This is a genomic window from Aeromonas sp. 97A (assembly GCF_051919185.1).
GTDB classification, from domain to species: Bacteria; Pseudomonadota; Gammaproteobacteria; order Enterobacterales; family Aeromonadaceae; genus Aeromonas; species Aeromonas veronii.
Genome location: NZ_JBQBFF010000001.1, coordinates 891,787 through 906,986, shown reverse-complemented (window position 1 = coordinate 906,986; position 15,200 = coordinate 891,787). Strand labels below are relative to the sequence as shown.

General features: G+C 58.7%; 12 protein-coding genes and 2 pseudogenes. 5 read left to right on the top strand and 9 right to left on the bottom strand.

The genetic code is table 11. The features are described from left to right. Positions 1–45: 45 nt before the first annotated feature. A pseudogene (locus tag ACTG27_RS04110) lies at positions 46–920 on the bottom strand (LysR family transcriptional regulator). Positions 921–1,015: 95 nt separating this feature from the next. Here ACTG27_RS04110 and ACTG27_RS04105 point away from each other — a divergent pair. Then, complete coding sequence (locus ACTG27_RS04105) at positions 1,016–2,239, top strand: MFS transporter (RefSeq protein ID WP_439979136.1); 1,224 nt, start codon at positions 1,016–1,018, stop codon at positions 2,237–2,239. 145 nt (positions 2,240–2,384) lie between these two features. Here ACTG27_RS04105 and ACTG27_RS04100 read toward each other — a convergent pair whose 3' ends face one another. From ACTG27_RS04100 to ACTG27_RS04080, 5 genes and pseudogenes are all read right to left on the bottom strand, one after another. Next, the gene (locus ACTG27_RS04100; protein ID WP_439979135.1) at positions 2,385–2,939 is read right to left on the bottom strand and encodes a VOC family protein; all 555 of its coding nucleotides are present in this window, start codon (positions 2,937–2,939) and stop codon (positions 2,385–2,387) included. Beyond that, entirely contained in the window at positions 2,933–3,697 is a 765-nt protein-coding gene (locus tag ACTG27_RS04095; RefSeq protein ID WP_005337161.1) for a hypothetical protein, read from the bottom strand. The genes ACTG27_RS04100 and ACTG27_RS04095 overlap by 7 nt, the downstream gene beginning before the upstream one ends. A gap of 191 nt (positions 3,698–3,888) precedes the next feature. After that, positions 3,889–4,614, bottom strand: a pseudogene (gene nfsA, locus ACTG27_RS04090) (oxygen-insensitive NADPH nitroreductase). 71 nt (positions 4,615–4,685) lie between these two features. After that, a complete protein-coding gene (locus ACTG27_RS04085) occupies positions 4,686–6,251 on the bottom strand; it encodes an AbgT family transporter (protein ID WP_107685005.1) in 1,566 nt (521 codons plus the stop codon). Between the two features lie 143 nt (positions 6,252–6,394). Next, a complete protein-coding gene (locus ACTG27_RS04080; RefSeq protein ID WP_206877032.1) occupies positions 6,395–8,347 on the bottom strand; it encodes a putative bifunctional diguanylate cyclase/phosphodiesterase in 1,953 nt (650 codons plus the stop codon). Positions 8,348–9,208: 861 nt separating this feature from the next. On the opposite strand from ACTG27_RS04080, the gene ACTG27_RS04075 reads away from it, so the two are divergent. From ACTG27_RS04075 to ACTG27_RS04065, 3 genes are read left to right on the top strand one after another with little or no spacing between them, the layout of a single operon-like run. After that, positions 9,209–10,147 carry a LysR family transcriptional regulator gene (locus tag ACTG27_RS04075; RefSeq protein ID WP_005337171.1) on the top strand — a complete coding sequence of 313 codons (939 nt, stop codon included), beginning with the start codon at positions 9,209–9,211 and terminating at the stop codon, positions 10,145–10,147. A gap of 54 nt (positions 10,148–10,201) precedes the next feature. Next, positions 10,202–11,224, top strand: a complete 1,023-nt coding sequence (locus ACTG27_RS04070) for a response regulator (protein WP_042081918.1) — start codon at positions 10,202–10,204, stop codon at positions 11,222–11,224. A gap of 8 nt (positions 11,225–11,232) precedes the next feature. Then, on the top strand, positions 11,233–11,664 hold the full coding sequence (locus ACTG27_RS04065) for a PAS domain-containing protein (protein ID WP_005337175.1): 432 nt from the start codon (positions 11,233–11,235) through the stop codon (positions 11,662–11,664). Positions 11,665–11,753: 89 nt separating this feature from the next. On the opposite strand, the gene ltaE is transcribed toward ACTG27_RS04065, so the two are convergent. The 3 genes from ltaE to ACTG27_RS04050 form a co-directional block, all read right to left on the bottom strand. Then, positions 11,754–12,773: a low-specificity L-threonine aldolase gene (gene ltaE / locus ACTG27_RS04060; protein WP_439979134.1), complete on the bottom strand. Its 1,020-nt coding sequence runs from the start codon at positions 12,771–12,773 to the stop codon at positions 11,754–11,756. 112 nt (positions 12,774–12,885) lie between these two features. Beyond that, positions 12,886–13,587: a short-chain dehydrogenase gene (locus ACTG27_RS04055; protein WP_439979133.1), complete on the bottom strand. Its 702-nt coding sequence runs from the start codon at positions 13,585–13,587 to the stop codon at positions 12,886–12,888. Between the two features lie 87 nt (positions 13,588–13,674). Beyond that, complete coding sequence (locus ACTG27_RS04050; protein WP_005351138.1) at positions 13,675–14,082, bottom strand: helix-turn-helix domain-containing protein; 408 nt, start codon at positions 14,080–14,082, stop codon at positions 13,675–13,677. A gap of 147 nt (positions 14,083–14,229) precedes the next feature. On the opposite strand from ACTG27_RS04050, the gene ACTG27_RS04045 reads away from it, so the two are divergent. Beyond that, positions 14,230–15,129: an aldo/keto reductase gene (locus tag ACTG27_RS04045; protein ID WP_439979132.1), complete on the top strand. Its 900-nt coding sequence runs from the start codon at positions 14,230–14,232 to the stop codon at positions 15,127–15,129. Positions 15,130–15,200 lie beyond the last annotated feature (71 nt).

Below are 15,200 nucleotides of genomic sequence, written 5' to 3'. Positions count from 1 at the left end.
ACCCACCGTTAATAGTAACAAACTTTCAGCAATGGCCCGCCGCCATCAGGCCGGGCGCTCCTTGAGTAGGAAATCACGCAAGGCACGATTGGCCATGGAGAGCGGATCACCCCGCCGCCACGCCACACAGAGATCGAGATAGATGGGCGGGTCGAAGGGCACGCCACTCAGATCCGGATCCTCTTCCAGCACCATCCGCAAGAAGGTGGTCACCGCAAAGCCTTGCCGCACCACCGCCTTGAGCAGAGGGATAAGATTGCTCTCGAAGGCGATATCGGGTTCGACGCCCAGGCTCTGGGCCAGCGCCTCCATATGCTCCCGGTGATAAAAGCCGCGGCGAAACAGCGCCAGCTCCTGAGCAAAGAACTGCGAGAGAGTGACGGCTGGTTCACCGCGCAGGGGGTGATCGTCCCCCACCACCATCAACATCTCTTCACTCAGCAGATGTGCCCCCTCGATGGCGGGGGGAGATCACTGGTGATGAGAATGGCCAGATCGAGGGAGCCATCCACCATCCGGCTGAGCAGCTCACGGGTGCCTGCCTCCTCAACCCGGATCTTGAGGCCGGGGTAGCGGTGCTTGAAGGCCATCAGACGAGGGGGAAAATAGTAGGAGCCCATCATATAGGGGATCCCGATCCGCACCTCCCCCCGCTCCAGCCCCTTGAGCTCGGCCATCTCGGCCTCGGCCTGATGCATCTGCAGTAACAGACGCTCGGCATGGCGACAGAGCACCTCCCCCTCAGGGGTGAGCCGTACCGCCCGGTCCTGTCGATCAAACAGTCGCAACTCGAGCTGCTGCTCCAGCTTGGCAATGGCCATGCTGACGGCCGGTTGTGCCACATGCAAACTGTTGGCTGCCTTGGTAAATGAGCCGGCATCCCTGACCGCCAGCAGATAGGTGAGCTGTTTCAGATCCACGTATCAATTTATCTTATGAGATGGATAACTTAAATATATTATATTTATAACCGTAAGGACTCTACCCTGACCAAAAGTAGTCAGGACAATACGCAATGATTGAAGTTGGAAGTCGCGAGTGGATACGTGCAACCCTGGCCCTCAGCCTGGGCTCTTTTCTGGTGTTTCTGAACCTCTACCAGACCCATCCCCTGTTACCCCTGATCGCCGAGGTCTTCTCGGTCAACTCCCTCTCGGCCAGCTGGACCCTGGCAGGATGCACTGCTGGCCTCGCCGCCTCCCTGCTGATCTGCGCCAGACTGGCGGATCGCCATGGCCGTCGGCAGGTCATGCTGGGTACCCTCACCCTGGCGATCTTGCTCTCACTGTTGATCCCGCTGGTTGAGCAGTTTGGTTCCCTGCTGTTGCTGCGCATCCTGCAGGGCGCGCTGCTGGCAGGACTGCCCGCGACCGCGATTGCCTATATGGGGGAAGAGTTCAGCAAACGGGCGCTGCTCTCGGCGGTGGGGGTCTATATTGCCGCCAACTCCCTCGGTGGCATTGCCGGTCGGGTGGTCGGCGGTCTGTTGGCGGGCTGGTTTGGCGACTGGCAGCATACCTTTCTGGGGATCGGAGTGATCAGCCTGTTACTGCTGCCGCTGGTCTTCTGGCTGCTGCCCCATCAGACCCGCTTTGTGGCGAGCGCCCCCGTTCGCGGCCAATTTGCCCGCGCCTTGCAACAACACCTGACCAATCCCTTGCTGGTAGGGGCTTACCTTATCGGCGGGCTCAACTTTATGGTGTTTCTGAACCAGTTCAGTTATCTCACCTTCCTGCTGGCAAAGCCTCCTTTCTCCTTGCCCACCCAGTGGCTCGGCATGCTGTTTCTCACCTATCTCTCGGGGACGGTGGCCTCCTCACTGAGCGGCCGCTTTGCCAACCGCTGGGGGGCACAACGCATGCTGCTGGTCGGGATCACCCTGATGGCCCTCGGCAGTCTGTGGCTGCTGCAAGCTAGCCTGCTCGGTATCCTGAGTGGCTTGCTGATCTCCAGCTTCGGCTTTTTCCTGGCACACGCCTGCGCCAGCGCCTGGGTCGGTCATCATGTCGAACACAACCGCGCCCTCGCCTCCTCCCTCTATCTGGTGGCCTACTATCTGGGAGCCAGTCTGGGTGGGCTTTACCTGCACCCCTTCTGGGAGCAAGGCGAGCTGGGCGGTCTGGTCATGGGAATTGAACTGATCCTCATCCTGACGGCGGGCTTGAGCCTCTGGCTCGGCCGTCTCAAGCAGCGAAGCCAATCGCCACTGCCCGCCCAGCAACCCCACCGACACGGGTAACGGGCTCAGCGCAAACAGGGTCACCCACGAGCAGATGGCGATCTCGCAACCCAGCACTGCCAGATAGCAAAAGGGGTCACACCGGTGACCCCTTTTGCTGCGTTATTCAAGAGCCTGTCAGGCTCGCACCGCATTGAGCGCAGGATCACTCCTGATCGAAATAATCCGCAGGCACCGCGACCACAGCACCGGTCGCCACCTCTTCGGCGATCACCTCAGCCAGCGGGCGCAGGTGAAACTTGATCTGGCCGGAAGGCAACATCAGGCCAATATCGGGGTTGCGGGTATCCTGCATGTTGCCGGTTTTGAATGGCAGCTCGGGATAGCGCGCTACCAGATCTTGCAGTGAAGTGACCACCAGCTCGATATGTTCCAACCCCGCCTGATGGACGCGCCCCGGTTTCGGTGCAGCCAGCTCGATACAGGGTACCTGTACCTCACCAGCCAACAGAGGCTGATGCAACTGATAAGTGGCGATGGGACGTCCGCCAATCATACCCTCCACCAGCAAGGTGCCCGACTCAGCCAGCACAGCACATAGCGCGCGGTACTCCTGCAGGGTAGCCGCCCGATAACAGAGGTGATCGACCGTTGGCCGGGAAATTGTGACGCCACTGGCGGCCAGTTCGGCCAACAGCTGAGAAACAAATGGGGCCATTGGCCCCAGTGTGGAATCGAGAGGGTGGGACATGCTTACCATTTCTTCTTGGGTTGAAACAGGACATCGAGCTCGTCGGCTTCCTTGTCCTTGATGTTTTGCAGATCCTGCGCGCTATTTTGCTGCTGCAGCTCTTCAAGCTCCTTGAGCCCCTGACGCATATCTTCTTCACGGGCCAGCAGATAGGGATCCTTGTCGCCCACGCTCGCCATGGCAGAGAGTCCCTTGGTATAGAGCTGGCGGCATGTACCATATTGGCCCTGAATGCGGGCATCCATCGCCCGCTTGACCAGATTGGAGATATTGATCTTGAGCTGCATCAGTTCGAGGCGGCGCTCTTCCTGGGCAAACCCTTGCGGGTCAATCTTGCCCTTGTTGTGCTCGACTCGCAGCACGGCCCGCATCTTCTTGACCAGCTGCAGCATCTGGATCGCCTGACGATCGGACTCCGGGGTCTTGAACTGCCCCTCATCCTGCACGCTGTAGTTCTCCTGCACATTCTTGATCTGGGTCTGCACATCAACGATGCGCTGCTTGATCTGATTGTTCGGCATCACCTGGGCGATGGCGCGATAGGCATCGAGGATCCGGTGCTGCAACAGCAACACCATGTTCTTGGAGAAAGGCACCAGATTGACGTTCAGCAACACCTCTTCGGTCTCGTCAGCCACCGTCTTGTGTCTGGCAACGGCGTGACGCTTGTCCGCCTCTGCCTTCTGCTTATATTGCTGCACCACGTTATAGGCGATAACCAAAAACAGGAGTGCGCCAATAGACAGCAATACCAAAGTTAAAATCATAGGATGTCCAAACCCCTGTTCCTATCCAATTGCGTGATCCTACAACAGCTTACCCACTTAAGGTAGCCTGCAGATCCCCCCTTGCCCACGATTTGTCACCAAGCTGTGCCCCCGGTCTCAGGGAGAGATTGCAGGATCAGGGGATGATGACCATGACAGTCACCTCCCCATAGTATCGCCCATCAGCGCCATTACTTGAGGTTAAAGCCCCGCGATTGCAGGAATCCCAGCATGAAAGGGCGGGACTCCTTGCCCAGAATGGCGCGGATCTGGCCGCTCCAGGTCTGCTGCTTGTTGTTGCTGCTGCGGGCCTGATAGTAGTCCGCGATCTGCTGATCGTACCGGGCCAGCAGGTCGCGATCCAGCTCGTGCTGGTAGCGCTCCTGATGCACCACCAATCACCTGGGCAGACGGGGTTTCTGCTCCGGCTGCTGGGCAGGATGACCAAGGCAGAGGCCAAACAGCGGGATCACCTGATGGGGCAAGCCGAGCAGTTCGCTCACCTCGGCCGGATGGTTGCGAATGCCGCCGATATAGACCCCGCCCAGCCCCAGCGACTGGGCCGCCAGCAGGGCGTTTTGCGCCATCAGGGCGCCGTCGATGGCTCCGATCAGCAACTGCTCCGCATAGCCGGTCTGGGCCTCGGGCACGATCTGGGTGTGGCGGTGGTAATCGGCGCAGAACACCAGAAACTCGGCCGCCTGCACCACATAGGGTTGATTGCCCGCCAGCATTGCCAACTGCTGACGCGCCTCGGGCTCGCAGACTCGCACAATACTGGTCACCTGCAAAAAGCTCGAGGTTGAGGCGGACTGGGCGGCGGCGAGAATAGCATCCAGCTGCTGCGGGGCGATCGGCTCGGCAGTGAACTGACGAATGGAGCGATGGGAAAGGATAAGATCGATGGTCTGATTCATGGCACCTCCAAAATGAGGTAACACCATAGCGAAAAAAACGAGGGAGCCCAAGGCTCCCTCGCACACCCAGCTTAAGGGGCCGGATAGACGTAAGGGGCTTGCAACCCGAGCGGGAAGCCGAGCGCCCAGTAGAGCAGCAGAAAAATCGTCCAGCTTACCAGGAAGGCCAGTGAGTAGGGCAGCATCATGGAGACCAGAGTACCGATCCCGGTGCTCTTCACATACTGCTGGCAATAGACCACCACCAGCGGGAAGAAGACCATCAGCGGGGTGATGATGTTGGAGGCAGAATCCCCTACCCGATAGGCCGCCTGGGTCAGCTCGGGGGAGATCCCCACCGCCATCAGCATGGGTACCAGGATCGGACTGATCAGCGCCCACTTGGCCGAAGCCGACCCCACCACCAGATTGACGCTGGCGGTCAGCAGGATCATCCCGACGATGGTCACTTCACCGGGCAGCGCCAGCGCATGAAGCACTTCGGCACCGGAGAGGGCCAGCAGGGTGCCCAGGTTGGAGTCGCCAAACGCCTTGATAAAGAGCGCGCAGAAGAAGGCCATCACCATGTAGGAGCCCATCTTGTTCATGGTGGCCGACATGGCATCGATCACATCCTTGCCACTCTTGAAGCTGCCTGCGACAAAGCCGTAGACAATCCCGGGCAGGATAAAGAGCAAGAAGATGAGCGGCACAATGGACTTCATCACCGGCGCGGCGAAGGTGGTCAGGGAGCCATCGGCAGCACGCAGCGGTGAATCGCTCGGAGAGAGCGCCAGCGCCAGCAGCACGATAGCCGCCAGCATGGCAAACCCGGCCCAGTTGAAAGCCCGGCTCTCTTGCGCGCTGTAGCGCCCCATCTCGTCGGCACTCTCCAGATCCTCGTTGAGCGCCACGTGCTTGAGGCGCGGCTCCACCACCTTTTCGGTGATGAACCAGCCGACGCAGATGATCAGCAACGAAGAGGCACCGGTAAAAATGATGTTGCACAGGGTGTTGACCATGTAGTCAGGATCGAGCAACTGAGCAGCGGACTGGGTAAAACCCTGCAGCAGCGCATCCCCGCCGGAGGGCAGGAAGTTGGCGGCAAAACCGCCGGAAACGCCGGCAAAGGCAGCGGCGATCCCCGCCAGCGGATGGCGTCCGGCAGCGTGGAAGATGATGCCACCGATGGGGATCACCAGCACATAGCCCGCATCTGCGGCGGTGTGGCTGACGATCGCTACCAGGATCAGCATGGGAGTGAGAAAACGGGCAGGCGTCACCTTCAGCAACTTTTTCAGACCGGTATTGATAAAACCGGACTGCTCGGCCACCCCGACCCCGAGCATGGCCACCAGCACGATCCCCAGCGGGGCAAAGCCGGTAAAGGTGGTCACCATGGTGGAGAGAAACTCGGCCAGACCGGCACCGGTCAGCAGGTTGTTGACCACTACCGCCTCCCCGGTACGGGGGTTGACCAGATCAAAGTGGAATTGTGACAACACCCAGGAGCCGACCCAGACGATCAGCAAGGCGTAGAGGAACAGCATGGCGGGGTCGGGTAATTTGTTCCCGGCTTTCTCGACGCCATTGAGGAAACGGTTCAGCCAACCCTTGGGAGGGCTGGCCGGACGGTCATTGACAGCAGCATGACTCATTATTGCGATACTCCTTTCCCTAGAAACGAGGTCGCATGCTAGCAATTCCAGCCAATCCGTCTCATGACCGATCGCAAAAGAATGATTAATTTTGATTAAATATTGCGGAATAAAATCCCAAGTTGTGGCCTAACGCACACTTGTTACTCTGCCATCACGGCATCTAGCAGTGGATAACGCCCAACCTGGCACTCCACCACAAAACCGCTCGCCTCGACTTGTGCCACTGTCAGCGGCTTGCTGAACAGATATCCCTGGAACACATGGCACCCCTGGGTCTGCAGGGCGGCCAGCTCGTGAGGCTCCTCCACCCCTTCCGCCATGATCCCCAACCCCAGATTGGTGGCCATGGCCGCAGTCGCCCGGATCACCGGCAAGTTGAGACCGACCACGAAGGAGCGATCCAGCTTGATGTTGTTGATCGGCAACCGGTTGAGATAGGCCAGCGAGGAGTAGCCGGTACCGAAATCGTCGATGGCAATCTTGATCCCCTGCTCGCTCAAATCGTCGAGAATGCCGAGGCACCCCTTCATATCGAGCATCAGCACGGTTTCGGTCAGCTCCAGCGTCAACAGTGAGGCATCCACCCCGTGCAGCTCCAGCTGCTGGCGAACTTGCCCGGGCAACGCCGACGAGAGCTGGAAACCGGAGAGGTTGACGGAGACCGGAACCCGCTGATGGAAGCGCTTCTGCCAGCTGGCGACCTGTGCCAGCGCGGTGGAGAGCACCCAGCTGCCGATCTCGCGGATCAGCCCCATCTCTTCGGCCAGCGGGATAAATTCCACCGGCGACACATGGCCGAGCACCGGGTTGTACCAGCGCAGCAGCGCCTCGTAACCGATCAGACGCCGTTTGGCGGCATCGACCTGCGGCTGGTAACAGAGGCTCAGCTCTTGGCGGCCGATGGCCTTGGCCAGAAACTGTTTGAGATTGAGCTTGCGCTGCAGGGTCTGCTGCATGCTGGGGGTGAAACGCTGCCAGCGCAGCCGCCCCATCTGCTTGGCCTGATACATGGCCATGTCGGCACGGGTGATAAGGTTGTCCCCGTCATCCGCATCATCGGGATAGATGGCGATACCGATACTGCCGCCGATGGTCACCTCCGGCAGCCCGCTCAGTTGCAGCGGCTTGGTCATCTGGGAGAGCATCTGATCGGCCACCTCTTGCGCCCGATCCCCCTGATTGCCCAGCGGCACCAGTGCTGTGAATTCATCGCCACCGAGGCGAGCCAGCTCCACATCCCGCGGGCAAATCTGTTTGAGGCGACCGGCGACCCGCTCCAGCAGGCGATCTCCCGCCTTGTGGCCGTAGTTGTCGTTGACCAGCTTGAAGTTGTCCAGATCCATGAACACCAACGCGAAACGCTCCCCCAGCCCGCAATAGGCCTCAAGGGATTTCATCAAGCCATACCGATTGAGCAGGCCGGTCAGGGAGTCGTGCCAGGCGAGGTGGCGATGCTCCAGCTCTTCGAGTTTGCGATCGGTAATATCCCGCATGGTGAGCAGAATGCGGGCCCCCTGCTGGATATAGCGGAACTGATACTGGAACCAGCGCATCCCCTTGAGGGTACGGCACTCCCCCTCGGTCACCACTTCATCGAGACGGGAGAGCTTCTGGTAGAAGCTGTCATCATTGCCGGAGAAAACCTGGGAGAGCTTGGCGATCTGGTGGCCGAAACACATTTCGAAGTGATAGTTGCCACTCTCGAACACACCATGGCTATCGAACAGGCAGGCAAGGGTATCGCCGGTTGCCAGCGAGGACTCCTGATAGAGGGTATCGGAGTCGAGCACCGCTTCGGTCATCATCATCAGCCGGCCAGCCAGTTGAATACCAGAGAGGCGCAGATAGATCTGCTTCTTGATCCCCTTTGGGGAGAGGGTCCACCACTCGTTGTAACTGCGCCCCTGCTGAAAATCACCCAGATAGCGCTGCAGCAGCAGATCAATGGCGGTTGCCATATCGGCAGAGAAGTCGCGGGAGCAGAGTTCGTCGAGAGACGTCGCCTCCCACACGGAGAGCGCGGCGCTGTTTGCCCAGAAAATATGGTGATGCTCGATGTCATAAACCCAGATCGGGGTATGCAGAACATCCATCGTCTTCAGTAACCGTTCGTCAAGCGTATTCATCTGGTCAAGGTCATTCATGCTGGATGGTCACTGGTTAACCGGAAAACAGATCTGGCAAACCGCTAGCTGCAGAATGCAAGGTGCAAACACCTCTCGGCCATTATCCCTTTTCACATAGCCAAGAGCGGACAAAACTATTTCAGATATCAACAACAGGGCTGCCTGTACGGCAATACTACAAAGGACTCAGCCAAGGACCCTGTTAATCCAAGCAAATCATATAGTCGATTTTTAACTTTTTTCCCCAGTAAAAACAAGCACTAAGAGCTATCCACTCGAGACCTTGAAAGAGCAATTGCATATTTGCTGCGACAAATTTGTTATTAACATTTAAATCAATGGTGGAAATAGTCATCACTCTCTGTCACAAAGCTTCCATTAATTAACCAAGCGGATGGATAAACAGCCAAAAAAACGCCAAAACGGACAAAAATAGTTCACTAAGGCGGAATTGATATACCCCAAATTCATTTTTCAACAGGCAATGAGCAAAACCCGAATATATGATCTGCATCACATTGGCTGTAGATGGCAAACCATCCCGGCTGAGTACGCAGAGCAACCCGGCGCCCTTCCATCAGGTTGCAATATCGGCCTTCGACTGCGGTTATAGCGGAACACATCAGGGAATATGGCAAACATCACTGCCGCAGTACCATTTGGCATCGTGCCGGAATAATCACCAGCTCGGGGAAACTGAGATGACAGGCGGGTGGATAACTGGTATCAACAGAAATCGAATCCAGATCAATTAAACGCTGAATTACCCTTGCCAACCCGGAACGCTCTTTTTATGGTTGCCCCCTTGTTACACCCAGAACAGCGTTTATGAAGCACATCGAAGAGTTCTACCTGTTCGTCAAGGTGGTGCAAGAGGGAGGATTCTCCCACGCTGCAGCCGCACTGGGCATGCCAACAGGCACCATCAGTCGACGCATTTCCCAGCTGGAAGAGCAACTGGGTTGCTCCCTGCTACATCGCTCTACCCGCAAGCTCCGCCTTACCGATGATGGCCTCAGATACTACGAACGTCTCTGCACGCCACTCGCACAAATCGAGCAGGCCACCAGCGAGATCCAGGGTCAAGAGGCCGACATCACCGGGCTTATCCGGATAGCTGCACCGATCGCACTCTCCAACACCATCCTCATCGATATGCTGGCCGAATTCGGGCTGCACTATCCCGAGGTACAGTTCGATATCACCCAGACTAATGATCACCAGCACCTGTTCGACAATGATCGGGATCTGGTGTTCTTCAACGGAGAGCTGCCCCAGTCGCTGCCAAATGCGATCTGTCTCGGCCATATCGAGTACGGCCTGTTTGCCTCACCACTCTATTTGACCAAGAAGGGCACCCCCTCCCATCCCAACCAGCTGGAAGAGCACGATCTCATCTACTGCTGGCCTCACCAGCACTGGCAGCTGACCGACAAGGATGGCCAGAGCGTCTGCATCAAACGCAGCGCCAAACTGACCGTCAACCAGACCCAGGCCGCGGTACGCGCAGCCCGACGTCATCTGGGGATCGTCAACGCCCCGCTGCACTATCTGAGCAGCTTCCTCCATGACGAGCAGCTGGTGCCGGTACTGACCGACTGGCAAACCGGCAATCGCCCCTTCTACATGTTGTGTTGCCAGCACCAGTTCGCTCCGTTGCGTGTTAAGATGTTCGTTGAATTTGTTGAAAAATACTCAGCACGCTATCGCAATCGGCAGTGGGACAACCAATTTTCACAAGGTGATAGCCTCACCCATTGCATCTGACCGTTAGCGGGCCACACTTATAGCATCCCTTGCCAACAGAGCCTGCCTAACGCCATGAATGTATTGATATGTGATGACTCCGGGTTCGCCCGCAAACAGCTGGCGCGGGCGCTCCCGGCCGACTGGAAAGTCGATTTGCACTACGCAGCCAATGGTCTCGAAGGGATCGAACAGGTGCTGATGGGTCATGGCGATCTCATCTTCCTCGATCTGACCATGCCGGAAATGGACGGTTACGGCGTGCTGGAGACCCTCCAACGGGAGGGTCTGCGCAACAAGGTGATCGTGGTCTCCGGGGATATCCAGCCAGAGGCCTATCAACGGGTCATGGGGCTGGGGGCGCTCGATTTCATCAAGAAACCCGCCGCCCCCGAGACCCTGCTCGCCCTGCTCAAACAACACGGTTTCTGGAGTGCCGCCCCAAGCGGTCAACCAAGCGCCCCCGAGCAGCTGACAAGCGGCGTGGTAGCCGATGCAGGCGTCAAGATCACCCCCGAAATCCGCGATGTCTATCAGGAGCTGGCCAACGTCTCCATGGGTCAGGCGGCCGACTTGCTGGCTCGTCTGCTCAACGCCTTCGTGGTACTGCCTATCCCCAACGTCAACGTGCTGGAGGTCTCCGAGCTGCACATGGCCCTCTCGGCCGCTGCGGATTCGGATACCCTCTCCGCCGTCTGTCAGGGGTTTATCGGAGCGGGGATCGCCGGTGAAGCGCTGATCCTGTTCCATGACTCCAGCTTCAAAGATTTGGCCAAGCTGATGAACCATCAGGGGACGCTGGATCGCACCGCCGAACTGGAGCTGCTGATGGATACCGCCAACGTGCTGATCGGCGCCTTCCTGCGCGGCTACGCCAACCAGCTCGACACCCCCTTTAGTCAGGGGCACCCGGTGGTGCTCGGCCAGCACAGACCCATCAACGAGCTGATCAACACCAACAAGAGTCGCTGGCGCCGCACGCTCGCCATCGAGATCAACTACCGGATCCAGGATTACGCGGTGCAGTGTGACCTGCTGCTGCTGTTTACCGAAGATTCCATCGCCACCATGAACAACAAAATCATGCACATGCTCTAGGAGTGACTATGGAAATCCGTGAATTTCATTGGCTGATGAACATAGTCCAGAACCTGGACGTAGGCCTGGTAGTGCTCGACAAGGAGTACAAGGTTCAGGTGTGGAACGGCTTTATGGAGAGCCACAGCGGCCGACTGGCCAGTGACGTGCGCGATGGCGTACTGTTCGAGCTCTTCCCCGATGTGGACAGAGCCTGGTTCGAACGCAAGGCCAACATGGTCTTCAAACTCAACAACCGCGCCTTCAGCACCTGGGAGCAGAAGCCCTATCTGCTGCGTTTCTCCAACTACCGCCCCATTACCGGCTCGGCCCCCCACATGTTCCAGAACCTGACCCTGGTGCCACTGGCCGATTTCGGCGGTCAGGTGACCCACATCGCGGTGATGATCTACGATGCCACCGATGAGGCCATGCTGATGAGCGGCCAGCGGCAGGCTTGAGCTTGCAGCAAATAACAGAGGGCGCCGCGGCGCCCTCTGTTATTTCGGTATGAACAGGTCTTGGTATAACCTCTACCTGACCAGCCGTCTCAACGCGCTCCAAGATACTCGGTGAAGGCGTCGATCACCTCTTCAATATCGTCATCGTTGATTTGCAGATGGGTCACCAGCCGCAGCTCGCCGTAACCGGAGAAGAGGATCCCCCGCTCCTTCATAAAAGCGAGCAGAGGGGCCGATTCCCCCTCATGCAGCCGCAGGAACACCATGTTGCTCTGCACCAGCGAGAGGTCGAGCTCGATGCCCGGCAATGCAGCCAACCCTTCGGCCAGCCGTTTGGCACGGCGGTGATCATCGGCCAGACGGGTCACATGCTGCTCGAGGGCAAACAGACCGGCTTGCGCCAGAATGCCCGCCTGGCGCATGCCCCCCCCCAGCATCTTGCGTAGGCGGCGCGCACGGGCGATGAAATCGTGCCTGCCCACCAGCAGCGAGCCCACCGGTGCGCCCAACCCCTTGGAGAGACAAATCGAGATGCTGTCAAACGGCGCGGCGATCACCGCGGCCGCTGTCTCGCTGGCCACGGCGGCGTTAAAGAGCCGGGCGCCATCGAGATGAAGCCTCAAGCCGCGCTCGGCAACGAATGCCCCCATCTCCTGCAGATAGGAGAGCGGCAGCACCTTGCCGTTGTGGGTGTTCTCAAGGCAGATCAGGCGAGTCTGGACGAAGTGGGCATCATCAGGGGCCAGCGCAGCCTTGATATCATCGAATGCAAGCGTGCCATCACGCTGCATCGGCAAGGGTTGCAGGGCTACGGAGCCCAGCACGGCACTCCCCTGCGCTTCATAGCGATAGATGTGAGCGGCGTTGCCGAGGATGGCCCCCTCACCGCGCTGACAGTGGCTCATCACCGCCAACAGATTGGACATGGTGCCGGACGGCACAAACAGCGCCGCCTGTTTGCCCAGCAATCTGGCCCCAAAGGCCTCCAGCGCGTTGACGCCCGGATCTTCACCATAGACATCGTCACCGACTTCGGCGTGGAGCATGGCCTGACGCATGGCGTCAGTAGGCTGGGTGACGGTGTCACTTCGTAAATCGATATAGCGCATGAGATCCCTCCTGAAACAGGAGAGTGACGTTAGCCATGCGCCCCTCGCTTGGCAAGGGGCGCATGAGCAGAATGTGAAGCCAATAGACGTCCGTAGAACTCGCAGGCGGGATTTACCAGGGTAGCGGCTGACCGTTGAGATCCAGTAGCTGGCCCGATTGGGTCAACGATAACCCCTTGATGAGATTGAGCAGTTTCACCGCCACCTCGGCAGGCTCCTGCAATTGCTCCGCAGGCAACTCACTCAGAAAGGGGGTGTTCATCGGGGAGTCCATCAAGCCGGGCGCCACCGCCACCACCCCCGCTTGCGGGAAACGTTGCGCCCACTCGAGGGCCAGAGTTTTCACCCCCATGTCGAGGGCCGCCTTGCTCATCCGGTAGCTGTAACGCCCCCCCTCCAGATTGGAGGTGATGGAGCCCGCCAGATCAGAGATGGCACACAACCACAGCGGATGGTCATTGCCCATCAACCGACTGAAACGGGCAGCCAGCGCCAGTGTTGGCCAGGCATTGGCCAGCAGGCTGTCGCACAGCCACTTGGGGTGCACCTCTTCGATCCGCCGCTCCGGCATAAAGCTGACATCGTGCAACAGGCCGATGGTGTTGATCACCACAGTGGGAAGCGGATCGGTGCCGTAGAGGGTAAACAGGGCATCGAACGAGATGGCGTCCACCTCTTGCAGCGGGAAGAAAGCCCCCATCTCGATCCCTTTTGGATAGGTGCGCCCGGCCAGAAGGAAGGACTCCTCCCTTGCCATCAGCTCTCTTGCCAGCGCCGAGCCCAGCGCACCACTTCCGAGGATCAAGTAGCTCATCGCCCATTCCATGGAGAGTTATCTTGCTTAGAGCGTATCAGAATAATCAACCGGCCGTGACACGACCAAAGGGTAATATGCCCCTCATCACGCTTCCCCCAGATGGCGACCAAACTCCCGCGCCAGCGCCAAGTCGAGAAAACCGTCCGCTTTCTTGTGGGTGCGCAAAAACTGGTAATAGGCGAGCAGGGTGACCAGTGCCTCCTCATCGGGCAGCCCCACCCCGGGTTGCTGCTCGCCCAGCAGTAGCTGCGCCGCTGCCAGTGCCTCCCTGTCGACCACTTCCGCCTGACGGTAGAGATAACCGCAGCCGGTTGCCAGCCACTCCAGCGAGCAGTTGGCCCCCATGGCGATCTGGTTGGCCCGCGCCAGGCCAGGCTCGGCTCCCTTCAAATATTTGCGGATCAGCGCTTCACTGAGCCCCACCTTGCGGGCAAACGCGCTCACGCTCATCTCCCCGATCAGGCTCTGCAAGCGCTCGGCAAATCCTTCCATCCAACTCTCTCTCCTACTTTGCGATCAGAACCAAAGTTCGAATCATGCCACTGCCCATTATTGCTTTGCCAGCCACATGAGGCCAAGATGCCCGCAGTCATCTATGTTGCACATCGTTTTCGCATCGTGTTTTTCAAGGAGTCAACCATGTCTGTATCCCGTGTCGCCCTGCATCCGCAAGGCCCCACCTTCTCTCGCCTCATCATGGGTTACTGGCGCCTGATGGAGTGGCAGCTCTCTCCGGCCGCTCTGCTCGATCTGATGAAATATCATCTGGATCTGGGGGTCACCACCATCGATCACGCCGATATCTATGGTGGCTACCAGTGCGAAGAGGTCTTTGGTCATGCCCTACGCCTCGAGCCTTCCCTGCGCAGCCGGATGGAGATTGTCAGCAAGTGCGGCATCGCCCTCACCGCCAAACCGGAGCATGCCCTCAACCACTATAACACCGGCAAGGACCATATCATCGCCAGCGCCGAGGCCTCGCTGCGCAAGCTCGGCACCGACCATCTGGACCTGCTTCTGATCCACCGCCCGGATCCCCTGATGAACGCAGATGAAGTGGCCGACGCCTTTATCACCCTGAAACAGGCGGGCAAGATCAAGCACGCCGGGGTATCCAACTTCACCGCCCGTCAGTTCGAGCTACTGCAATCGCGCCTCCCCTTCCCGCTGGTCACCAACCAGCTGGAGATCTCGCCGCTTCATCAGGAAGGGACCCTCGATGGTACCCTGGATCAGTGCCAGCAGCTTGGCATCAAGCCGATGGCCTGGTCATGTCTCGGCGGCGGCCGACTGTTCAGCGATGACGGCTATGCCCCGCTGCGTGCCGAACTGGAGCAGATCCGTCAGGAAGTGGGCGCCCAGACTATCGAGCAGGTGGTCTACGCCTGGGTAATGATGCTGCCAAGCCAGCCGCTGCCATTGATTGGCTCCGGCAAACGGGAGCGGATTGCTGCCGCCGTGGCCGCCGAATCCATCGCCCTCAATCGCCAGCAGTGGTTCCGCATCCGCAAGGCGGCGCTCGGTTACGACGTCCCCTGATAACAGCAAAACGTCCAGAAACAAAAACGGCATGGGGGAAACCCATGCCGTTTTTTTATTGCCGAGGTACC

What these genes read in the sequence shown, in the direction of transcription:
- ACTG27_RS04105 (WP_439979136.1), top strand. Translation starts at nt 1,016, where the DNA reads ATGATTGAAGTTGGAAGTCGCGAGTGGATACGTGCAACCCTGGCCCTC.
- ACTG27_RS04100 (WP_439979135.1), bottom strand. Translation starts at nt 2,939, where the DNA reads ATGGTAAGCATGTCCCACCCTCTCGATTCCACACTGGGGCCAATGGCC.
- ACTG27_RS04095 (WP_005337161.1), bottom strand. Translation starts at nt 3,697, where the DNA reads ATGATTTTAACTTTGGTATTGCTGTCTATTGGCGCACTCCTGTTTTTG.
- ACTG27_RS04085 (WP_107685005.1), bottom strand. Translation starts at nt 6,251, where the DNA reads ATGAGTCATGCTGCTGTCAATGACCGTCCGGCCAGCCCTCCCAAGGGT.
- ACTG27_RS04080 (WP_206877032.1), bottom strand. Translation starts at nt 8,347, where the DNA reads ATGGATGTTCTGCATACCCCGATCTGGGTTTATGACATCGAGCATCAC.
- ACTG27_RS04075 (WP_005337171.1), top strand. Translation starts at nt 9,209, where the DNA reads ATGAAGCACATCGAAGAGTTCTACCTGTTCGTCAAGGTGGTGCAAGAG.
- ACTG27_RS04070 (WP_042081918.1), top strand. Translation starts at nt 10,202, where the DNA reads ATGAATGTATTGATATGTGATGACTCCGGGTTCGCCCGCAAACAGCTG.
- ACTG27_RS04065 (WP_005337175.1), top strand. Translation starts at nt 11,233, where the DNA reads ATGGAAATCCGTGAATTTCATTGGCTGATGAACATAGTCCAGAACCTG.
- ltaE (WP_439979134.1), bottom strand. Translation starts at nt 12,773, where the DNA reads ATGCGCTATATCGATTTACGAAGTGACACCGTCACCCAGCCTACTGAC.
- ACTG27_RS04055 (WP_439979133.1), bottom strand. Translation starts at nt 13,587, where the DNA reads ATGAGCTACTTGATCCTCGGAAGTGGTGCGCTGGGCTCGGCGCTGGCA.
- ACTG27_RS04050 (WP_005351138.1), bottom strand. Translation starts at nt 14,082, where the DNA reads ATGGAAGGATTTGCCGAGCGCTTGCAGAGCCTGATCGGGGAGATGAGC.
- ACTG27_RS04045 (WP_439979132.1), top strand. Translation starts at nt 14,230, where the DNA reads ATGTCTGTATCCCGTGTCGCCCTGCATCCGCAAGGCCCCACCTTCTCT.